Raw genomic sequence first — 20,644 nt, forward strand, 5'->3', positions numbered from 1 at the left:
GTGGTGCGCAGGGAAATCAGACGTTCGGCGTCGGCATCTGGCGGAAGCGCTCGACTTCCTTGCTGGGCTCGAAGTCGTCCAGCTCGAATACCTGGCGCACCTCGATCTCGCAGTCCTGGCCGGGGAAGGGCGTCGGAAAGCGCATCGCCCATTGCATTGCTTCTTCCCGGGAACGCACCTGGATCATCGTGTAGCCGGCGATCAGTTCCTTGGTTTCGGCAAACGGCCCGTCAAGCAGCTTGCGTTCGCCGCTGCCGTCGTACCGCACGCGCCAACCTTTGGAGGTCGGGTGCAGGCCATTGGCGTCCAGCAACACGCCGGCCTTGACCAGGGCTTCGTGATAGGTCGCCATCGAGGCAAGCGGGCTGTCGTCCGGCATCTTGCCGGCTTCGCTGTCGGGCGTGGCCCGGACGATGATCATGAATCGCATCTGAGGTCTCCAGGGGAGGGATAGCAAGGCCGTAAGGGGCGCTTGTACAGGTACGACGAACGGCGCGGCAGTGGATCGACAACAACAAAGCGCGCCTAGGGTAAATACTGAGTCAGCCGAGGTGTCTGGGGCGCCTAGCACCCGGTTACGAAGGTCCAGGCCTTGTTGCAGGCGTGTCCCATACACTCGCAGCGTCCTTAACCACCCTGAAGCAACACCATGAAAGTTCTGTGCAGTCTTGCCCTCATCGTCTCCGTCTTGTCCGGCTGTGCCGTGTACACGCCGCAAGGCTCCGTGGTTGTCGATCCGCATGACGGCGGCGGCCGGGGCGGCTTCTGTCCGCCTGGACAGGCCAAAAAGGGCAATTGCTGATGTGGCGGCGGCCGGCCGGGAAAGCAGGGCCGGTCTGGCCCCGCGCATTTGCGCAGGCCGTCACTCGCCCTACATGAAGCAGGGCCCCAACTCCCGGACTTCAACCGTGGCCCACTGCGCGGCGGGGCATTCGGCGGCCAGCGCCAACGCTTCTTCGCGCGACTCGCAGGTCAGAAGGAAGAATCCGCCGATCATTTCCTTGGCCTCGGCGTAGGGGCCGTCCATCAGTTGGCGTTCCCCGTCGCGCACGCGCAGGCGCACGCTTTCCGCATCGGACTTGAGGGATTCGGCGCGCGTCAGCAGGCCGCGCGATTGCAGGGATTCGGCGTAGCGCACCATCTGCGCATAGGCCTCGCGCCCTTCTTCGGGCGTGCGCTGGGCGCGCTGGCCCACCGGTTCAACGATCAGCAGCATGTAGGGCATGGGGACTTCCGCTAGGGACTGCGGTCGCCGCGAACGGCGGGTCCGCTAGGTTAACGCCGATCCCCGCGTCGGCGCCATGCCGGAAATTGCGCCTTAGCCTTCCTGGAAGATCGATTCGATGGATGTTTCAAACACGCGGGCGATGGCGAAGGCGAGCGGCAGGCTCGGGTCGTATCGGCCGGTCTCGATGGCGTTGACGGTCTGACGCGAGACGTCCAGCCGTTCGGCCAGCGCGGCCTGGCTCCAGCCGCGCTCGGCGCGCAGTTCGCGGATGCAGTTTTTCATCGATGGCGCAACGTGTCGACGATGGTGGTGAACGCCCAGACGCCGCCCATCAGCGGCCAGACCACGAACATGCTCAGTTTGGGAAAGCCGGCGATTTCCAGAAAGCCATACGTGAACGTGACGCCGGCGGTGACGGCGGCGGCAATGGCCAGGTGTTCCAGCGTGGTCTTGCGGATGAATTCGTCGGACTGGCGCACGGCGCGCACCACGGCCCGCAGCGCCAGCAGAAACGCCAGCATGGGCGTGAGCAGCACGACGGTGCGCAGGGCGCCGGGCTGCATGTCGAGGCTGAGCCACAGCGCGCCGGCCAGAAGTACGGCATACAGCGCCATCGAGAAGCCCAGTTCCTTGAAATAGCGGCGCTTGGCCTGGAGTTGATTCATGGGAATGCCCTTGTTGATGTAAAGCGTGCTTGACATTCTGGCGGCCGAGTGGTGGTATGTCAAGTGTCCTTTACATCATGAAAGTGCGGTAAGCGGGCAATAAAAAACCGGCTTGCGCCGGTTTTTTTAAGGGAAGGAATCGCGGATCAGGATTGCGCCGGGGTGGCGGGCGCGGGCGCCGTCATGGCGTTCGCAGGCGCTTTGGCGTCAGGTGTGGCCGCCTTCGCCGTGGACGGGGTCGCCGCCGGCTTGGACGGTGTGCCCGCGGGGGCGGCCGCTTGCGGCGCGGTGGCCGGTTTGCCCGAAGCGGGCGCCTGCGGGGCGGCGGCAGTCTTGGCCTGCGGCGGCGTGATGTCCATGATGAGCTCGACGCGGCGGTTTGCCGCGCGGCCGGCGGCCGTGTCGTTGGACTCGATCGGGCGCGTTTCCGCGTAGCCCACCGCGCGCAGCCGCTGCGGCGTCACGCCATCGCGCACCAGCTCGCGCAAGACGCTGGTGGCACGGCTGCTGGACAGCTCCCAGTTCGACGCGAACTGCTTGGTCAGGATCGGCACGGGATCGCTGTGGCCTTCGACCGAGACCTGGTAGTCGTTCTTGTTGAGGATGCCGGCCAGGCGCTTGATCACGTCCAGGCCCGCGGTGCTGAGCGTGGCTTGGCCGGAAGCGAACAGCAGTTCGTTGCTGATGCGAAAGCTGACCGACTGCTCGTTGACGATCACGTCCACCGAATTGCCCAGGTCCGCCAGGCCCAGCGATTCCTTGGACGGGGCGGTCAGCGGCGGGGCGGCGTCAGCCACGACAACTTCGTCTTCGGCCAGCGCAGGCGCGGCCGCGGCGAGGGCCGGCGCGGGCGTGGGCTGCGCTGACCAGCTTGCCGGGATCTGCACGGTTTCGAATTCCGAATACTCGCCGTCGTACTTGGGCAGGCCGCTGGCGCCCAGCGTACCGACCAGCTCGACGGGCTGGCCGGATTTGCCGGAGCCGCCGCCGTACATGGCGACGGCCAACATAACGACCAGCATCGCGAGCAGCAGCGTGATGAGGTCCAGATAGCTCAGCAGCCAGTTCTCGGAATCCTGCTCGACGGCGTCTTCGACGTGCCAGCGCGCATAGCGGTCCTGGCGGTCGCTGTCGCTAGGGCGCCAGGCGCTCGCGGCCGACGCCTTCTGCGCGCGCAGTTGCGCCTGGCGGGCCTGCTCGATCCGCTGCGCAAGGGAAGGGGAAATCAGGCTCATTGACGCGCGGAAGCGGGGCGGGCGATGGAGACGGAGGCGGCGGCGGTGGCGCGGGCGGGCGAGCCGGCGGCCGGCGATCCGGCGGCCGGCGCGGTTGCACCGGGCTTGACCTGGCCTTCCGTCTTGGCCTTGGGCTTGGCGTCGGCGCCGCCGTCGTAGATTTCGTCTTCGACGTGCATGACGAAGGAATTCAGGGTCTCGCGCACCATGGCCGGACCGCGCTTCTCGCACATCATCGAGATGCCTTGCAGCACCATGTTCATCGATTCCACGCGACGCGCCGTACGGCGTTCCAGCTTCAGCGCGATCGGCTTGCAGATCAGGTTGGCGAGCAGGATGCCGTAGAACGTGGTCATCAGGCCGATGGCCAGCTGTTGGCCGATGGTCTGCATGCTGCCATCGCCCAGGACGGCCATCAGGTTGATCAGGCCAACTAGCGTGCCCAGCATCCCGAAGGCGGGCGCAAAGGTGGCCATGACGCGGAACATCTGGGCCTCGGCCTGTTCGCGGGCGCGCAGGCGGGCGACGCGCCACTTCAGCAGTTCGATGATCTGGTCTTCAGGCGTGTTGTCGATGATGAGCTGCACGCCCGTGCGCAGGAACGGGTTCGAGACCTTCTTGAGCTCGTGTTCGACCTTGTGGACGTCGGCGTTCATCCAGAGCTGCGCCATCGACACCAGTTCCTCGATGTCGCGCTGCTGGTCGTGCTGGTCGTTGCGGAACACCGTGCGCACCAGTTTGAACACGCGCACCACTTCCTGCAGCGGGTACGCAATGAACAGCGCGGCGCAGGTGCCGCCCAGCACGATCGCCAGGCCCGGCAGGTTGAAGTACAGGCTGGTGTCGTTGGCGGACAGTGCCACCACGATGATCAGGGTGAGCAGGCCGACAACGGCGCCGATGACGGTAGACGGATTCATGGATCTTGCCCGAAAACATGGCATCCCACGCGCGGAATGCCGGATTGTCGGGAATTCTAGCCAGCGCAAGCGCCGGTCAATTGGCCGGAAAGCGGGGCGAAATAGGCGGTAAGCGCCGGCTTAATCGGGCAGTCAGGCGGGCGGCGCGCCGACGATTCGCGGGCGCAAATCGGGGACGGCCTAGGCTTGCCGCGTGGCGTCCTGCTGCGCCAACCATTCCTCGCGGGTGATCTCCCAGATCTCGGCGGGATGCCGGCCGCTGACGAAGCCGCGTTCCTCGGTGCCCACCAGCCGCATGCCGCTGCTTTCCGAAATCCGCCTCGAGGCCGTGTTGGCGATGGCCTTGGGCGCGCGCAGCACTGGTTTGCCCAGCACGTTGAACCAGTAGGCCGTGACGGCCGCGCTGGCTTCGGTCATGTAACCCCGCCCTTGATGCGCCGGATCCAGCCAGAATCCGCGGTTATTGCCGGGCTCGTCGTCCATCAGGCTGACGACGCCGATCAGCTGGTCAGGCTGCGCCCGCGTGCGCACCGACCAATGCCATTGCGTTCCGCGGCGCATGGCGGGCAGGGCGGCGTGTTGCAGGAATTGGCGCGCGCCATCGTCGGGATATGGCCAAGGCACCTTGTCGGCCAGAAAGCGCACGACCTCCCATTGGGCAAACGTGCGCTGGATGGCGTCGGCGTCGTCCAAGGACAGGGGGCGCAGCACCAGTCGGTCGGTGACGAGTTCGGGCGGCGGCTGGGTGTCGGTCATGGCGGCTCGGGGCGGATGAAGGGGGAGACCAAGCGGAAATGTATATCATGGGCGAATTCTGGCGGTGTAAGGCCGGGCATTGCCTGGGCCTGGCCTTCCGACCGCGGCATTGGAGAGAACATGAACAACCCCAACGAAAACGTCAGCATGGCGCTTTTCTGCGACTTCGAGAACGTGGCGCTGGGTGTGCGCGACACCAAATTCCAGAAGTTCGACATCCGGCCGGTGCTCGAGCGCCTGCTGCTCAAAGGCAGCATCGTGGTCAAGAAGGCCTATTGCGACTGGGAGCGGTACAAGGAATTCAAGGCGCCGATGCACGAGGCCAATTTCGAGCTGATCGAAATCCCGCACGTGCGCCAGTCCGGCAAGAATTCGGCGGACATCCGCCTGGTCGTGGACGCGCTGGACTTTTGCTACACCAAGTCCCACGTCAACACCTTCGTCATCATCAGCGGCGACTCCGACTTTTCTCCGCTCGTGTCCAAGCTGCGCGAGAACAACAAAAAGGTCATCGGCGTGGGCGTCAAACAGTCCACGTCCGACCTGCTGATCGCCAACTGCGACGAATTCATTTTCTATGACGATCTGGCCCGCGAAGGCCAGCGCACCGCCGAGGCGCGCCGCGACAATCGCGGCGTTAGCGCCCAGCGCCGCTCGCCCGACGAGGAGCGCCGCCGCAAGGAAGAGCAGGACGCCCGCAAGACGCGGGCGGTCGAGATGGTGGTCGAAACGTTCGAGGCGCTGATGGCCGAACGTGGCGACAGCGGCAAGATCTGGGCATCGGCCCTGAAAGACGCCTTGAAGCGCCGCAAGCCCGATTTCAACGAGTCCTACTATGGCTTCCGCGCGTTCGGCAATCTGCTGGAAGAGGCCCAGTCGCGCGGGTTCCTGGAGGTCGGGCGCGAAGAGAAGTCGGGTACGTATGTCTATCGTGATGGCTCGGGCGAGGCATCCTCTGCCCAGGCTGGCGAGGCGCATGGCGGTGCGGCAGATGGGGTGGCCGATGCCACTGACGCGCCGGGCGCTGGCGGCCGGAATACACGTAAATCGCGTGGCGGACGCAAGACGGCGGGCGGTCGGACGGCGGGCTCGCACGGCGAAGGCACTGAGCGGGAAGATGCCGTGACTGCCGCGCCGGACGGATTCACCGAGGCTGCGGATGCGTGGAAACAACCCGACGCGCCGCAGCAGACGGAAGACGGCACGGTAGTGGACGTGTCGGAAGCGCCAGGTCAGATTGCTGGCGGCGATGCTGCCGGCGGCTCGCCGCAGGCGCGCAGCGGCAGACAGTCGGATAACGGCCGTCAGGGTCGCTCGGGCCGCCGTGGTCGGGGCGCGAGGGCGGGTGATGATGCCCGGTCGTCGAGTCACGCGGAGTCGTTGGAAGGAGCCGGTCAGCCGCGAGGTTCGGTTGAGGGGCGGGGGGCTTCTGAAGGGCAGGGTGCGGCCGAAGCGAGAGCTCAGGCGGAACGTCAGGGTTCGTCCGGCGCGCAGGTTTCGTCCGAGGGGCAAGCTTCGTCCGAGGGGCAGGCGCCGGCTCGCCAGCGCGAAGACGTGGCTCCACCTGCCTTCAAGCGTCCGGTGCCCCCGCCGCCGCAGTCGGCGCTGGTTTCCGGTCCGCCGCCGGTGGTGAATGTGGCCGAGTGGACGTTCGTTGCGCCGCCGGCCAACACCGAACGCGAACGCCGGGGCGAGGCGCCAGATCCCTTCGCCGGCGCGACGCGGTCGGCTGCCGGATCCCGGTCGGACGTGACTTCCCGGGCCGCCTCCGAAACCGTTTCCGACGCTGCTTCCGCCAAGTCCGCCGCCAAACCCGCCCGCAGTGCCCGCAAGACCACGGCCAAGGCGCCATCCAAATCGGAGAGCCCGTCGGCCCAAGCGGAAACGCTGGCGGCGCCCGCCGCCGAGACCGCCCCGGCCCCTGAACCGGCGCGCAAGACAGCGGCGCGCAAGACAACGGCCCGCAAGACGGCGCCGCGCAAGACCGCGAAGAAAACCGACGCGGCTTGACGTCGCGATCGGCCCGGCCCGCCGTCAGGCAGCACTGACGAACGCTTCAGACGGCGCCTTGTGCGCCGTTTGCTTGCGGGGCCGGCTGGTGTGACCTGCCTGGCCGCGCCGCCCGCGGCCGCTCATCTACCGATTTCACCTGCCCATGCATCGTGTTCTGATCAGTTCCTGCCTCCTGGGCAACCCCGTGCGTTACGACGGACGCGGCGTGCCCCATGGCGATGCCATCCTGGCGCGCTGGCGGGAAGAAGGCCGTGTCGTGGCCGTCTGTCCCGAGGTGGCGGGCGGCATGCCGATCCCGCGGCCCCCGGCGGAGATCGACCCGGGCGAAAACGCCGCTTCGGTGTTGGCGGGCCGTGCCCGTGTCGTGGCGGTGACGGGCGACGACGTGACGGCGCCTTTCGTGCGCGGCGCGCACGAGGCGCTGGCGGCAGCGCAAGCGCGAGGGATTCGTATGGCCGTCCTGAAAGAGGGCAGTCCGTCCTGCGGCAGCAGTTACGTCTACGACGGCCATTTCGCGGGCCGCCGTCAGCCCGGCATGGGCGTGACCGCGCAATTGCTGCGCGGCGCGGGGGTGCACGTCTTCAGCGAGCATCAGTGGGCCGACGCGGCGGCATTCCTGGCCGAACTGGAGGCGGATGATGCTCGCTGAGGTCGGCGATTGGATGGTGTTGGCCGGGGTGGCCGGATGCGGTTACCTGGCCTGGAAGGGGGCCGTTCGCACCCATCGCAGTGTGGTGTTTGCCCGCGTGGCCGCCCTGATAAGCCTGGCCCTGTCCGCCGTCTGCTTCTACGCCTGGTACGCGCAGTACCTGCGGTGGGAATTCAACGAGTTGGGCCGCTACTACGATCCTATTGAACAGGTCGTCTATACGGACTCAGGTTTTGTCTGGGTGCTGCCGGCCGGTCTGCTCCTGGCCGCCGGCGTGATATTTGCCTGGCGCGGCTGGCGCCGCTGAAGCGCGGCGGCCGGCGCGCCGGCATGCTGCACGTGCGAGCCGGCGCGTGAGGTCAGCCGGCGAAACCCGCGATCACGCCTCTCAGTTGGCGCGATATCCGCGGCTGGTCATGCAGGAATCCAGCGCGCGGTTATACGTATCCACCATGATCTGGGTGGTCCACTGGGTGATGGTGGCAGGATCGTAACCGCTCTGGTTCATGGCCCAACGCTGGCAGTCGGTGGTGGCGTTCGCCTGGGCGACATTGACCGGGGGCGCGGACTCGTACTGTACGGGCGCGTACTGGGGCACTGGTGTGGAATAGGCAACGGGCGGCGCTTCGTAAACCGGGGCGGTGTAGACCGGCGCGGCTTCATAGACCGTCGTGCCGTACACGGGCGCGGCGTACAGCGGCGGGCTCGTGTAGCCCACCCCCGATGAGTAAACCCCGGTCTGCACATAGGACGGCCCCGAATTGGCCGCCAGCAGCAGTCCGACCGTCGCCAGTGCAAAGGCGCCGCCGATCCACCAGCCGCTGGAACTGCTTCCACCGCCGCCGTGATAGTGGTGATAGCCGCCGCCATAACCCCCTCCATGGCCGCCCCAATTTCCGCCACGCCCGCCAGCCACTGCCGGCGCACCAGCAACCGCCAGCGCCAACGCCGCAATGGCCACCCGGCCTGTAAACCGCTTCATGATCTTGCTCCTGAGCCATCCGGCGGCGGCACTGTGCCGGCCGCCGGACGATAGACGTACTTTACTGCTGGGGCGCGCGGATTAGGTGTCTCAAGCGATACGGGGATTTCAACTGATTTCAGTACTGTGACAAGACGCTAAGGAAGAACCGCCGCCTGGACCGAAGTGTGGCAATTTGCGCTTGTCGCAGTGGCGGAAAGCGTGGATAGGTAGTATTTTTCCGCGATGATCATGGCACTACCCGATTCGGCACCGCAGGACAGGCGTCTCACCAAGGGAGAGCGCACACGGCTACAACTTTTGGCAGTCGCCGCGGCCGAATTCGCCGAACGGGGATTCCAGCACACCCGCGTCAGCGATATCGTTGCCCGCGCCGGCGTGACCCAGCCCGTGTTCTATCAATACTTCACCAGCAAGCAAGCGGCCTACGACGAGCTGGTGGGGCTATTCGCGCAGCGGCTGCGCCGGGCGATCAGCGAGGCCCGCCTGCCGGGCCACCTGCAGGGCGAAGCGCTGGTCAACCGCATCCGGCAGGGTATCGGGACGTTGCTTGCCATCCTGCAGGAAGATCCAAATCTCACGCGCATCGGCTTCTTCCAGGCCGAGGCGGCCGAGGCGCTGAAAGACGAGCTGGTGATCCTGATCGCCGAGAACGTCCGGTCGGAGCAGCAGGCGGGACTATTCCGCCCGGAGATTTCGCCCGAGTGGTTCGGTCAGTCGCTCATTGCCATCATCGAACGTTTCGCTCGGCTGCTGCCCGACGCGGCAAGGCAGCAGGCGGTGGCGGAGTTCATTACGGATTTATTGCTCGACGGGATGCGTCGGCGACCCGAAGCTTGAAACGTCCTTTGCATCATCCGCCTGGGCGCCAACCGGGCGTGTGAGGACGACGGCCCCCTGCAGTGGGATGCATCATGTGATCGCTTAGGCGTCACAAAATGTGGCTACGCTTCCTGCGGTGTCCGGGGGATGGTTGTTTTTGCCCAAGAATCAGTATCAGACCCCCAGCTGTCCCCACTGGGGCCTTCACTATTCGGCCAATAGCGAATTGGGCATCGAATTCAAGACCCGAAAGATTTCGTTCTTCTATTTTTCGGCCTATCGGGATCTGGACGAACAGGCACGTTTTGAAGCCCGCTGTTCCATGACCAATGTCGTGGAACAGCTCGTGTACACCCTTGAACCGGTAAAGCCGTGCCCCGTGCGACCCGAAACCGGACCGGTGGCTTCGGGTGCTGATCCGCATCAACACCTGATCGACACCTTGGCTTAACGAAGAATCAGGGTCTACTCCACCCGCGCCCCGGAAGCGCTCACCACCTTTCCTGCCGCTTCAAAATCCGCCTTCAGCAACGCCTGAAACTGCGCGGCAGACTTAGCTTCAGCTTCGACGCCCAGCGAAGCCAATCGCGCTTGCACCTTCGGGTCGGCCAGCACCTTGTTGACCGCGGTATTGATCTTGTCTCGGTCGGCCGCGGCGATGCCGGCGGGGGCGAGCAAACCGAGCCAGGAATCGAAGGCGTAGCCGGGCAGGCCGCTTTCGGCGACGGTAGGAAGATCCGGCGCGAAGCGTGAACGGGTCTTGCCGGTGTAGGCCAGGAACGTGACGCGCGGGTCGTTGCGGTATGCGGTCACGCCGATGGTGGCGGCGGTGACGGCCTGAACGCGGCCGGCCAGCAGTTCGGTCACGGCGTCGCCGGTGGACTTCATGGGGATGTGCTGCATCTGCGCGCCGGCGGCGGTCAGGAACGACGCCATCCCCAGGTGCGAGGCGCTGCCGTTGCCGGCCGACGCGTAATCGAAAGCGCCGGGTTTGGCTTTGACGGCCTGGATGAATTCGGCGGTGTTCTTGGCGTTCAGCGAGGCGGACGCAAGGATGATGTAGCCGGTGTTGCCGATGTAGGCGACACCCGTGAAGTCCTTGTAGGGGTCGTAGCTGAGGTTCTTATACAGATACCCGGCGATGTTGTGGCTGGCGGCGGCAAGCACCAGGGTGTTGCCGTCGGGCTTGGCGCGGGCGACCTGGGCGGTGCCCACGGTGCCGCCGGCGCCGGCGCGGTTTTCGATCACGATGGAGGCGTCCAGCGCGCGGCCCAGTTCGTCACCGATCGCGCGGGCGATGGTGTCCTGGACTGCGCCGGTGCCGTAGGGCACGACGATGCGGATGACGCGTTGGTCGGCCTGCGCGGCGCCCATGCCGGTGACGGCCAGAGCAAGGGCGAGCAGGGTGTTGCGGCGTGCAGCTTGGAATCGGGTGGTCATGAAGCGGACTCGTGGTTGGGCGCGCGCCTGTCGGAATGCGGCGCGGGCATGGCGGCGTTGGACTCTAAACACTCAAGCCGTCCGGACCAACGAATTAATCGCCGCTTGTTTATTGCTTCCAGCGATAAGAGGAGGCCACCGCTAAAGGGGACAGACTCGGGGCTTTATCATGTGCCCTTTGCCCAAGCCGGTCTCCCGCAGTCGCCGGCTTCTCTTTTTACCTATGGCGTCCATGCCCTGATCGCACAGGAGATTTATTAGTGGTTCGATCCGCAACGACAGCATCCCGATCCCTTCACTCCCGCCACCATGCCGCCGTCTCCTGGCGGCGCAGACGGGAAAGGCCCTGGCTGGCGGCCTGGCTGTTGGCAGCGATGTTGAGTTGTTTATCGATCCTCTGGCACGCTCCGGCCATGGCAGCTTTTCCGCTGCTGACCCCCGCGGCGGCGGCTGAGCCGGCCCCCGCGGCCTCGGCGTTGACGCCCGCCGCGCTGGCCGATCTGCTGGACAACCCCCAAGCGCGCCAAGCCCTGATCGACCAGCTGCGCGCGCAGGCGGCCAGTGACAAACCGGCCGCCGCTGGCGCTACGCCAGCCAAGACCGCGACGGCGAAACCGACGCCCGCCACCCCCGCCGAGCCGACGTTGCAAGAGCGCATGGCCAATGGCGTTCAGCAGTTCCTGACCGGGGTCGCGGCCGACATGGGGCAGGGCGTTGACGACATGCGCGCGCTGGCCTCGGGCCAGAATCTGCGCATGGACAGCGGCACGGCGCGCAGCGCGTTGCTGCCGCTGGCGCTGGCTGCCGCGGCCACCATCATCGCCTTCATCCTGCTGCGCATGATCGCCATGCGCATCTATACGCGGATCGACCGCTGGGTGGCCGAGCACGGTTGCGAAACCGGGTCGGTCCCCGTCTGGGGCAAGCCGGCTTCCATGAAGGTGCTGACCCGCCGCGCGGGCGCGATCGTGGGTGCGCTGGCGATCGACGTCGCCGTCGTCTTGCTGGCCGCCATGGCAGGCGGCGCGGCGGCGCTGTGGAGCACGCCGGGGCGCGGCACGCTGGATGGACTGGCCTCGCTGTTCCTGCAGGCCTTCGTGGCGGTGGAGATTGTGAAGGTGCTGATCCGCACGGTGTTCGCCGTGCGCCATCCGCATCTGCGCTTGTTGCCGATGTCGGACGAACTGGCGAAGTACTGGAACGCGTGGCTGGTGCGCATCGTGGCGGCTGCGGGTTACGGCACGCTGGTGGTCGGACCCGTGATGGCGGCAGCGCTGTCGCCGGCGCTGGGCCGGCTGACTACGATGCTCATCATGCTGGCGGTGTACATCTACGCCGTACGCGTCATCTGGCATAACCGGCAGGCGGTCCGCGAACGGCTGGACCGCCGGGCCGCGGGCGCGGCCACATTCATGGGATCCCGGCTGCGGCTGCTGTCGCGCATCTGGCACGTGCTGGGCATCCTCTATTTCACGATCCTGCTTGTGGTCAGCCAGGTCGACCCGACCGATGCGCTGCCGTTCATGGCGCGCGCCACGGCGCAGACGCTGCTGGTCATCGGCGTGGGCAGCCTGCTGATCCTGCTGCTGAACGCGGTGCTGGCCAAGCCGATCCGCCTGTCGGACGACCTGCGGCGGCGCTTGCCGCTGCTGGAGGCACGCGTCAACGCGTACGTGCCGGCTGCGCTGAAGGTGGTTGGCTGGATCATCCGCATCATCATCGTGCTGCTGATCCTGGACGCGTGGCAGGCCTTTGACCTGTCGCGCTGGCTGGCGTCGGACGCGGGCGCCGCCGCGATCAAGGTGGTGCTGAACATCGTGATCGTCCTGATGATCGCCATGCTGGCCTGGACGGTGATCGCCAGCATCATCGAGCATCGCCTCAGCCAAAGCGAAGAGCGTGGCATGCCCAGCGCGCGCGAACGCACGCTGCTGGCGCTGTTCCGCAACGCTGCGCTGATCGTCATTGTGACGATGACGCTGATGGTGCTGCTGTCGCAGATCGGCATCGACGTCGGCCCGCTGATCGCGGGTGCTGGCGTGGTCGGTCTGGCCATCGGTTTTGGTGCGCAGAAGCTGGTGCAGGACATCATCACCGGCGTCTTCATCCAGCTTGAGAACGGGATGAACGAGAACGACGTGGTGCAGGTGGCCGGCGTGTTCGGCACGGTCGAGAAGATGACCATCCGCTCGGTCGGCATCCGCACGCTGGACGGCGGCTACCATCTGGTGCCGTTCTCGTCGGTGGACGTGGTGGCCAACCACATGCGCGATTTCTCGTATCACCTGGGTGAATACACGATTGCCCACCGCGAAAGCGTGGACGACGCCATCGAGCATCTGCGTGCGGCGTTTGCCGAGCTGATGACCGATTCGGTGCTTGGACCGGAGATCCTGGAAGACATGACGGTGGCGGGCGTCACGGCGGTCAACGACAAGGGCGTGACCATCCGCATCCTCATCAAGACCACGCCGGGCATGCAGTGGGCGGTGCAGCGCGGCTACAACCGCCTGCTCAAGAAGCACTTCGACGCCGCAGGCATCGAGCTGCCGTACCCGCACACGGTGGTCTACTTCGGTCAGGACAAGCGCGGCTACGCGCCTGCGGCCAATGTGCACGTGCAGGCCGAGCGTGCGGACGAGGGCGACAGCGCGCGCGCCGCGGGCCATACGCGCCGCCGCCTGAAGCCGGAAGCCAGCAACGAGGATTCGGCCGAGGTGCTGGGCAATGAGCTGGAGGCTCGGGCCGAGGCCGAGGCGGAGGCCGAAGTACAGGCCGAAACGCAGGCCAACGCCGCTGCGGCCAGGACGGAGCCCGGCCGCAGCTGAACGCCTCGGGACTAGTGACGCTGGGCGCCGCCTGTGTGGCGGCTGCCTGCGCGCCCGCAATGGAGGGCACGCAGGAATGGCCTGAAAGGCTTACCGCCCGGTCTGCACGCCCGCCGCGTTCAGGCGCTCCGTCACGGCCTGATAGCCCGCGCGCGTCATGTCGGTCTTGCGGATCGCCTCGTCGCAGGCCTTGCGGTCGTCGGGGCAGCCGGCCTTGGCCGGCATGTCGCCCGCGACGACGAAGTAGTCGATCACGAACTTGGCCACGTACTTCTTCGCGGGCTTGCCTTGCAGGAATTCGGCGATGTCGGCGCGAAAATCCGCAACGGTTTTCTCGGCGACGGGCGTCCAGTTCTGGCACTGCGAGAACGTGGCGACGCCATCGGCAAAGGCCAGCTTGGCGCAGGTCAACATCAGGTCGTTGGCGGACTTCGCGCCTGCCGGCAGCGTGGCGCGGACGGTGGCCCCGCGGGTGCCGGCGAACGTCACGACGCCGGCCTTCGCCGCTGCCGCATCGATCGTCGCCTTGAACACGAAGGAATCTTCGATCACGGCCGGCGCCTTGTCCGTCGGACCCTTGGCGTACATGTCCGAGATATCCGCGGGGTCCACACGCGATATGTCCATCATCCGGCCCAGCAGGCGCCAGTCGGCCCGGAGCAAGGCATCATGTTCTTCGCGTATGCCGTACTCGAGCACCGCCCGTTCGATCTCGGTGGGCGTGTACGCGGCGTGGGCCAGCGTGGGCAGCAGGGCGGTGGCAAAGGCAGCCAATGCAAGGGGAAGCGACTTCATGAAGACTCGGTAGAAAGAAAAGGTCCGCAAGGGTAACCGAGATGCGCGACATGGGATCGGGTGAATAGGCTGCGTGCGGTATAAACGAGCACCATCATTTCTGAGCAAGGGAGTCTCGTGTCCAGCAAACCCGGAGCAGGTCGTTTCATCGCCGCGACAGTGGGCGTCATCAGGCAGCACGGCCGCGCCATGCTGGCCGCCGCGCCGTGGTCACTGGCCGTGTTCACGCTGACGTTGCCGTTTGCGCTGATGACGTCCCGGCTGTACGGGCTTGTGGATTGGCTGATCCTCGCGCTGGCGCTCGTCTGCCTGATCGCCCTCGCGCGCACCACCTACGCCTGGCATCGGGTCATCCTGCTTGGCGAGACCGCGCATGCGGCCGCGCCGCGCGGCGGCAACCCGGAAGCCCGGCATCTGGTGCTGCTGGGCGGGCTGGTGGTTGGCGTCATGGCGCTTGCGCGCGCCACCGGCGATCTGCCGTATGTGCTGTACATGCTGATGGGCGGCGCCAACGAACCGCTGTTCTACGGCGTGCTGATCGCGCTGCTGGTGGTGGTGTGGGTGCCCGTGCTGTACGGGCTGGCCGTGTACGGCGTAAGCCTGCCACGCGTCGCGGTCACCGGCGAATATGGCTTTGGCGCGGTGCGCGTCGCGATGCGTTATCCACGCTGGCCGTTGATGCTGGGGTTCCTGGTGTTGCTGGTCCTGGCCGCGCATGCCACCAACGATCTGCTCCCGCTGATGTACGACTACGTGGGCGTGCAGGCGCTGCAGGGCGTGTTGGGCGCAGTGGCGTGCGTCGCCATGACCTTCGTGCTGACGGCGATGATCGCCGTGGCGTATCGGGATTCGGCGCTGCCCGAATAGCGCCTGTCTCGCGCACGCCGGCAACCTCCCGCCGGCATTGGTGCGCATCGCACAACATCGTGCTTCCCGCGCCGTGTCTACCGCGCTTGCGGGCGCAGTCCTACGATGCCCTCACTGTCTCTTCCGACCTTGAGGATCCCCATGAACGACTCGTATAACGCCGCCCGGCGCACGCTGCTTGCCGGCAGCGCGCTCCTGGCTGGCAGCGCCATTGCCATCGGCGCACAAGCAGCCCCGCAGCGCAATTCCCAACCCCAACGGAGCACTCCCATGAACAGCAACACCTTCGTCACCAAAGACGGCACGACGCTGTACTACAAGGACTGGGGCGCCGGCCCGGTCGTTACGTTCTCGCACGGCTGGCCGCTGAACGCGGATGCGTGGGACGGACAACTGCACTTCCTGGCGCGCAATGGCTTTCGCGTGATTGCGCATGACCGCCGCGGCCATGGGCGTTCTTCGCAGCCGTCCAACGGCAACGACATGGACACCTACGCCGACGATCTGGCGCAGTTGATCGAGGCGCTGGACGTCAAGAGCATCGCGATGGTGGGCCACTCCACCGGCGGCGGCGAAGTGGCGCGCTATATCGGCCGGCACGGCACGAAGCGCGTGTCGCGCGCTGTGCTGATCGGCGCGGTGCCGCCGGTGATGCTGAAGTCGGCCGCCAATCCGGAAGGCCTGCCGCTGTCGGTATTCGACGGCATCCGCGACGGCGTGGCGGGCGATCGCTCGCAGTTCTACAAGGATCTGGCCGTGCCGTTCTACGGCGCCAATCGCCCGGGTTCGAAGGTGTCGCAGGGCCAGCTGGACCAGTTCTGGCTGTGGAGCATGCAGAGCGGCCAGAAGAACGCCTACGAGTGCGTCAAGGCGTTCTCGGAAACGGATTTCACCGAAGACCTGAAGAAGATCGACGTGCCCACGTTGTTCATGCACGGCGAAGACGACCAGATCGTGCCGATCCACGACTCGGCCAAGAAGGCCGTGCGTCTGGTGAAGAACGCGCAGGCGATCTATTACCCCGGCGCCCCGCATGGCCTGACGGCCACCCTGCAGGACCGCATCAACGCCGATCTGCTGGCTTTCCTGCGCGGCTGACGCACGCGCCGCCACGCAACGACCCGGCGCGAGGGCGCCGGTTTCCGGCCGGATCAACCGGCCGCCTTCAAGGAGATTCCGCCATGTTTTCCGCAGACACTTTGGACCCCATCACCCACCAGGCCATCGATCTGGTGCCATCCCGCTACGCCGTGCAGGTGGGCGATATCGATGCGCTGGTCGTCAGCGACGGCGTGTTGCCGCTGCCCACGTCGACGATGGCCACCAATGCCGACCCGGCCGATCTGGCCAACTGGCTCGATCACATGTTCATGCCGCCGGACGCCTTCGATTGGCCGCTGAACGTGATGGTCGCGCGCAGCGGTGACCAGACCATCCTCATCGACGCGGGGCTGGGCGGCCAGTTCTCGGGCTTTCCGCGCGCGGGCCAGTTTCCGCAGCGGCTGCAATCTGCGGGCATTCCGCTGGAGTCCGTGACGGACGTCATCATCACCCACATGCACATGGACCACGTGGGCGGCCTGCTGGTCCCCGGCGTGAAGGAGCGCCTGCGCAAAGATGTGCGCATCCACGTCAATGCGACCGAAGTGGCGTTCTGGACCTCGCCCGACTTTTCGCAGACGGTCATGCCCAAGCCGGTGCCCGCCGTGCTGCGCTCGACGGCGACCAGCTTCTATGAAACGTACCGCGATCAGATCCGCGTCTTCGAAGACCGCCACGAAGTGGCGCCGGGCGTCATCGTGCGCCATACCGGCGGCCACACGCCCGGCCACTGTGTCGTCGACCTGATCTCCGGCGGCGAGCGCCTGACGTTTGCGGGCGATGCCGTGTTCCCGGTGGCCTTCGACCATCCCGAATGGCACAACGGCTTCGAGCACGACCCCGAGGAATCGGCCCGCGTGCGCTTCGCGCTGTTCAACGAACTGGCCGAAAACAAGGGTCTGCTCGTGGCGGCGCACCTGCCGTTTCCCTCGGTGGGACGCGTCGCCGTGGAAGGCAACGCGTTCCGTTGGGTGCCGGTCATCTGGGACTTCTGATCTCCGGCGTGCCGCCCGCGCCGAGGTCCCAGTACAGCCCGGTCATCAGCCCCAGCGCCTGCCGCAGCAGTTCCGGCGGCAGGTGCTCGTTGGGCGCATGCTGGGAGCAGCCGGGGTAGGAGTGCGGCACCCAGATCGTGCGCAGGCCCAACACGTCGGTGAAGATGTCGTTGGGCAGCGAGCCGCCCAGGTTGGGCAGCAGCGCGGTCTTCTGGCCAGAGGTGCGTTCCAGCGAGTCCACGGCCCAGCGCACCCAGGCGTCGTCCGGGTCGATGCGGGTCGCGCGGAACATGGATTCGCGGGTCAGCGAGATCTTCACCATCGGAAAGCCGTGGCTGTCCAGATGGCGGCGCAGGGCCGGAATCAGGTCGTCCGGGTCGACGCCCACCACAAAGCGCAACTGGCAGCGCGCCCAGGCGCGCGGCGGGATGGCGTTGACGGGCGTGTCGGGGTTGCCGGTCTTGTAGGCCAGCACCTCGAACGAGCACCAGCCGAACACGCGTTCGGCGGGCGACAGACCGGGCTCGCCCCAATCCGGTTCGATCTCGGGGCCGTCCGTGCCGCCGTCGACCTGGCAGTCGGCCAGCGCGCGCCGCACGGCCGGCGGCAGTTCCTTCGGCACCCATTCCGGGATGCGGATCTGACCAACGGGCGAGGCGATGCTGGCGATCGCGTGGGCCAGCTGCAGGCCGGGATTGGAGATCAGTCCGCCCCAGTTGCCCGAATGATGTCCGCCAGCGCGAGCCTCGATCGTGAGGTCGAAATTCAGGCTGCCGCGCGCGCCCAGGAAGATGGTGGGGCGGTTGGCGCTCAGGCGCGGGCCGTCCGAGGCGATCAGCAGGTCGGCGGCCAGCAGGTCGCGGTGCTCGGTGCACAGTTCGCGCAGCCCCATCGAGCCGGTTTCCTCGCCCATCTCGATCAGGTATTTGGCGTTGAAGCCGAGCTTGCCGCGCGTCTCCAGCACCAGCCGCAGCGCCTCCATGTTGATGGTGTGCTGGCCCTTGTTGTCGGCAATGCCGCGGCCGTACCAGCGGCCTTCGGCCTCGGTCAGCGACCACGGCGACAGGCCTTCCTTCCATTCCCGTTCCAGACCACGAATCACATCGCCGTGCCCGTAGCCCAGCACCGTGGGCAGGGCCGGGTCCTCGATGCGTTCGGCGTACAGGAACGGCGCCAGCGCCTTCGGATGCGTCAGGGTGCGGCAGGTGAATCCCAGGGCCTCGAACGCCGGACGGATCTCATCCTGCAGATAGTCCGCCAGCACGGCGGCGCGTTCGGGGTTCTGGCTTTCCGTGGGCAGCGCCAATCGGCGCGCCAACAGCGTGCGGAAGGCGCCGGAATCAAAGCAGTGTTCCGCCTGGGCGATGGCGTGTGCGCGGGTCATGGCTGGGTGGCTCCATTGGAAGTCGAGGGGACGGGCGGATAGAGGTGACAGGCGACCAGCGCGCCTTCCCGCACGGTCAATGCGGGCCGTTCGGTCTTGCATTGCGCCATCGCGTGCTGGCACCGCGGATGGAACGGGCAGCCGGATGGCGGGTGCAGCGGGTCGGGGAACGACAGGCCCAGCCCCATGTCGGGGATGCCCAGCCCGGGTTCAGGCGTCAGCACCGACGCCAGCAGCGCCTGCGTGTAGGGATGGCGCGGGTCGTGAAAGAGCCGGGCGGTGGGCGCGGATTCCACCACGCGGCCCAGGTACATTACGGCCACGTGGGTGGCGATGTGTTCGACCACCGCCAGGTTGTGGCTGATGAACACATACGTCAGGTTGAAGTCGCGCCGCAGGTCCATCAGCAGGTTCATGATCTGCGCCTGCACCGACACGTCCAGCGCGGAGGTGGGTTCGTCGCAGATGACGAGCTCGGGCTGCATGACCAGCGCGCGCGCAATGGCCACGCGCTGGCGCTGGCCGCCGGACAGCTGCCCGGGCGTATTGTGGGCCAGCCGCGGCGGCAGGCCCACGCGCTCGAGCATGTCGATCGCCTTGTGCATCTTCGGGTTCGGGATGCCATGCACCTCCAGCGGCAGCGACACGATCGACGCAATGGAGCGGCGCGGATTCAGCGACGAATACGGGTCCTGGAAGATGGGCTGCACGCGCCGGGCGAGGGCGCGCCGGTCCATCTGCCGGATGTCCTGGCCGTCGAGGCGGATGGCGCCTTCGGTCGGCGGCGTCAGCCCCAGCAGCATGCGCGCGAGGGTGGACTTGCCGCAGCCGGACTCGCCCACAATGCCCAGCACCGCGCCCCGGTCAACCGCCAGGTCCACGCCATTGACCGCGTGCAGCGTGCTTCGCGGACGGAACATGCCGGCGCGCACCGTGAATTGGCGGCTGACGCCATCGGCTTGCAGCAGCGCGCTCATGCCGGGACTCCTTCGGCGCTGAGGATGCAGCGCCATTGCTGGCCAGTCGCCTGGCCGTGGACGGGAACGGCCTGCCGGCATTGCGGCTGCGCGTAGCGGCAGCGGTCGGCAAAGGCGCAGCCGCGCAAGTCGCCGACCAGCGACGGCACCACGCCGGGTATGGTGCCCAGCGCTTCGCCCGGCGCCGTGCGGCCAGGCACGGGGATACAGCCCAGCAGCCCTTGCGTGTAGGGGTGATGCGGCGTCGCAAAGATGTCGGCGACGGGGCCTTCCTCGACGATCTGCCCCGCATACATCACGGCCACCTGCCGCGCGATGCGCGCGACGACGCCCAGATCGTGCGTGATCAGCACCATCGCGATGCCCAGTTCCGCCTGCAGGTCGGCCAGCAGCCGCAGGATCTGCGCCTGGATCGTGACGTCCAGCGCGGTGCTGGGCTCGTCGGCGATCAAGAGCTCAGGGCCGCACATGAGCGCCATCGCGATCATCACGCGCTGACGCAGTCCGCCGGACAACTGATGGGGATACTGCCCCAGCCGCTGGCCGGCCGAGGCGATGCCGACCTTTTCCAGCAGTTCCACCGCGCGGTCCCGCGCCTGCTGGCTGCTCGCCTTGCAGTGGTGGATGTAGTGTTCGGTGAGCTGTTCGCCAATGGCGTAGGCGGGGTTGAGCGCCGTCATGGGCTCTTGAAAGATCATCGCCATCTTGCTGCCGCGCAGCGCGTTGACGCGCCGCCCGCGGGCTTTTGACAGATCCTCGCCCAGCACCGCCAGCCGGCGCGTGCTGCGCCGGGCGGCCTTGGGCAAGAGACCCATGATGGCCAGCGAGGTCATGGACTTGCCACAGCCCGATTCCCCCACGAGGCACAGCGTTTCGCCGCGCTTGACCTGGAACGACACATCGCGCACCGCGTGCAGCGGCCCGCGTGGCGTGGCGATGTCGACGGTCAGTCCCTGGACGTCCAGGACGATATCGGTGCCGTTCATG

The 20,644-nt window shown here is 66.7% G+C and carries 22 protein-coding genes; 9 read left to right on the top strand and 13 right to left on the bottom strand.

The genetic code is table 11. From position 1 onward, the window contains the following. Nucleotides 1-16: 16 nt before the first annotated feature. The 7 genes from KW836_RS13655 to KW836_RS13685 all read right to left on the bottom strand — a co-directional run bounded on the left by KW836_RS13655 (nucleotide 17) and on the right by KW836_RS13685 (nucleotide 4,804). Nucleotides 17-430 carry a YciI family protein gene (locus tag KW836_RS13655; RefSeq protein WP_218343615.1) on the bottom strand — a complete coding sequence of 138 codons (414 nt, stop codon included), beginning with the start codon at nucleotides 428-430 and terminating at the stop codon, nucleotides 17-19. 441 nt (nucleotides 431-871) lie between these two features. Beyond that, nucleotides 872-1,225 carry a YciI family protein gene (locus KW836_RS13660; protein ID WP_056570518.1) on the bottom strand — a complete coding sequence of 118 codons (354 nt, stop codon included), beginning with the start codon at nucleotides 1,223-1,225 and terminating at the stop codon, nucleotides 872-874. Nucleotides 1,226-1,318: 93 nt separating this feature from the next. Then, the gene (locus tag KW836_RS13665) at nucleotides 1,319-1,510 is read right to left on the bottom strand and encodes a helix-turn-helix transcriptional regulator (protein ID WP_175121827.1); all 192 of its coding nucleotides are present in this window, start codon (nucleotides 1,508-1,510) and stop codon (nucleotides 1,319-1,321) included. Then, nucleotides 1,507-1,893: a hypothetical protein gene (locus KW836_RS13670; RefSeq protein WP_175136724.1), complete on the bottom strand. Its 387-nt coding sequence runs from the start codon at nucleotides 1,891-1,893 to the stop codon at nucleotides 1,507-1,509. Before KW836_RS13670 ends, KW836_RS13665 begins: the two co-directional genes overlap by 4 nt. Nucleotides 1,894-2,039: 146 nt before the next feature. Next, entirely contained in the window at nucleotides 2,040-3,128 is a 1,089-nt protein-coding gene (locus tag KW836_RS13675) for an OmpA family protein (RefSeq protein WP_175136723.1), read from the bottom strand. Then, entirely contained in the window at nucleotides 3,125-4,048 is a 924-nt protein-coding gene (locus KW836_RS13680) for a motility protein A (RefSeq protein ID WP_218343616.1), read from the bottom strand. Before KW836_RS13680 ends, KW836_RS13675 begins: the two co-directional genes overlap by 4 nt. Before the next feature lie 180 nt (nucleotides 4,049-4,228). Next, the gene (locus tag KW836_RS13685; RefSeq protein WP_218343617.1) at nucleotides 4,229-4,804 is read right to left on the bottom strand and encodes a GNAT family N-acetyltransferase; all 576 of its coding nucleotides are present in this window, start codon (nucleotides 4,802-4,804) and stop codon (nucleotides 4,229-4,231) included. Between the two features lie 120 nt (nucleotides 4,805-4,924). Between KW836_RS13685 and KW836_RS13690 the strand changes: the two genes are divergently transcribed. The 3 genes from KW836_RS13690 (at nucleotide 4,925) to KW836_RS13700 (ending at nucleotide 7,773) form a co-directional block, all read left to right on the top strand. Then, complete coding sequence (locus KW836_RS13690; protein ID WP_218343619.1) at nucleotides 4,925-6,814, top strand: NYN domain-containing protein; 1,890 nt, start codon at nucleotides 4,925-4,927, stop codon at nucleotides 6,812-6,814. Nucleotides 6,815-6,959: 145 nt separating this feature from the next. Then, on the top strand, nucleotides 6,960-7,466 hold the full coding sequence (locus KW836_RS13695) for a DUF523 domain-containing protein (protein ID WP_218343620.1): 507 nt from the start codon (nucleotides 6,960-6,962) through the stop codon (nucleotides 7,464-7,466). Continuing rightward, nucleotides 7,453-7,773 (top strand): hypothetical protein, encoded by a 321-nt coding sequence (locus tag KW836_RS13700; protein WP_255595561.1) that lies wholly within the window; start codon nucleotides 7,453-7,455, stop codon nucleotides 7,771-7,773. Before KW836_RS13695 ends, KW836_RS13700 begins: the two co-directional genes overlap by 14 nt. Before the next feature lie 81 nt (nucleotides 7,774-7,854). Here KW836_RS13700 and KW836_RS13705 read toward each other — a convergent pair whose 3' ends face one another. Continuing rightward, on the bottom strand, nucleotides 7,855-8,448 hold the full coding sequence (locus KW836_RS13705) for a hypothetical protein (RefSeq protein ID WP_191579145.1): 594 nt from the start codon (nucleotides 8,446-8,448) through the stop codon (nucleotides 7,855-7,857). A 225-nt stretch (nucleotides 8,449-8,673) separates the two neighbouring features. On the opposite strand from KW836_RS13705, the gene KW836_RS13710 reads away from it, so the two are divergent. Together KW836_RS13710 and KW836_RS13715 are read left to right on the top strand one after the other, a co-directional pair. After that, nucleotides 8,674-9,288, top strand: coding sequence for a TetR/AcrR family transcriptional regulator (locus KW836_RS13710; RefSeq protein ID WP_218343621.1), 615 nt, complete (start codon nucleotides 8,674-8,676; stop codon nucleotides 9,286-9,288). A gap of 100 nt (nucleotides 9,289-9,388) precedes the next feature. Further along, nucleotides 9,389-9,721, top strand: coding sequence for a hypothetical protein (locus KW836_RS13715; protein WP_218343622.1), 333 nt, complete (start codon nucleotides 9,389-9,391; stop codon nucleotides 9,719-9,721). A gap of 14 nt (nucleotides 9,722-9,735) precedes the next feature. On the opposite strand, the gene KW836_RS13720 is transcribed toward KW836_RS13715, so the two are convergent. Then, nucleotides 9,736-10,710, bottom strand: coding sequence for a tripartite tricarboxylate transporter substrate binding protein (locus KW836_RS13720; RefSeq protein WP_218343624.1), 975 nt, complete (start codon nucleotides 10,708-10,710; stop codon nucleotides 9,736-9,738). A 374-nt stretch (nucleotides 10,711-11,084) separates the two neighbouring features. On the opposite strand from KW836_RS13720, the gene KW836_RS13725 reads away from it, so the two are divergent. Next, the gene (locus KW836_RS13725; RefSeq protein ID WP_218343625.1) at nucleotides 11,085-13,538 is read left to right on the top strand and encodes a mechanosensitive ion channel domain-containing protein; all 2,454 of its coding nucleotides are present in this window, start codon (nucleotides 11,085-11,087) and stop codon (nucleotides 13,536-13,538) included. Nucleotides 13,539-13,628: 90 nt separating this feature from the next. On the opposite strand, the gene KW836_RS13730 is transcribed toward KW836_RS13725, so the two are convergent. Then, nucleotides 13,629-14,333 (bottom strand): hypothetical protein, encoded by a 705-nt coding sequence (locus tag KW836_RS13730; RefSeq protein ID WP_218343627.1) that lies wholly within the window; start codon nucleotides 14,331-14,333, stop codon nucleotides 13,629-13,631. Between the two features lie 117 nt (nucleotides 14,334-14,450). Between KW836_RS13730 and KW836_RS13735 the strand changes: the two genes are divergently transcribed. From KW836_RS13735 to KW836_RS13745, 3 genes are all read left to right on the top strand, one after another. Next, nucleotides 14,451-15,200, top strand: a complete 750-nt coding sequence (locus KW836_RS13735; protein ID WP_370633026.1) for a hypothetical protein — start codon at nucleotides 14,451-14,453, stop codon at nucleotides 15,198-15,200. 141 nt (nucleotides 15,201-15,341) lie between these two features. Further along, nucleotides 15,342-16,298 carry an alpha/beta fold hydrolase gene (locus tag KW836_RS13740; protein ID WP_218343628.1) on the top strand — a complete coding sequence of 319 codons (957 nt, stop codon included), beginning with the start codon at nucleotides 15,342-15,344 and terminating at the stop codon, nucleotides 16,296-16,298. Between the two features lie 83 nt (nucleotides 16,299-16,381). Further along, on the top strand, nucleotides 16,382-17,296 hold the full coding sequence (locus tag KW836_RS13745; protein ID WP_175121813.1) for an MBL fold metallo-hydrolase: 915 nt from the start codon (nucleotides 16,382-16,384) through the stop codon (nucleotides 17,294-17,296). On the opposite strand, the gene KW836_RS13750 is transcribed toward KW836_RS13745, so the two are convergent. From KW836_RS13750 to KW836_RS13760, 3 genes are read right to left on the bottom strand one after another with little or no spacing between them, the layout of a single operon-like run. Further along, the gene (locus KW836_RS13750; protein WP_218343629.1) at nucleotides 17,280-18,680 is read right to left on the bottom strand and encodes a M20 family metallopeptidase; all 1,401 of its coding nucleotides are present in this window, start codon (nucleotides 18,678-18,680) and stop codon (nucleotides 17,280-17,282) included. The genes KW836_RS13745 and KW836_RS13750 overlap by 17 nt on opposite strands. After that, complete coding sequence (locus tag KW836_RS13755) at nucleotides 18,677-19,657, bottom strand: ABC transporter ATP-binding protein (RefSeq protein WP_105238663.1); 981 nt, start codon at nucleotides 19,655-19,657, stop codon at nucleotides 18,677-18,679. The genes KW836_RS13750 and KW836_RS13755 overlap by 4 nt, the downstream gene beginning before the upstream one ends. Further along, entirely contained in the window at nucleotides 19,654-20,643 is a 990-nt protein-coding gene (locus KW836_RS13760; protein WP_105238664.1) for an ABC transporter ATP-binding protein, read from the bottom strand. Before KW836_RS13760 ends, KW836_RS13755 begins: the two co-directional genes overlap by 4 nt. Nucleotide 20,644: the final 1 nt, after the last annotated feature.

Source organism: Achromobacter sp. ACM05, assembly GCF_019218915.1.
GTDB classification, from domain to species: Bacteria; Pseudomonadota; Gammaproteobacteria; order Burkholderiales; family Burkholderiaceae_B; genus Achromobacter; species Achromobacter animicus.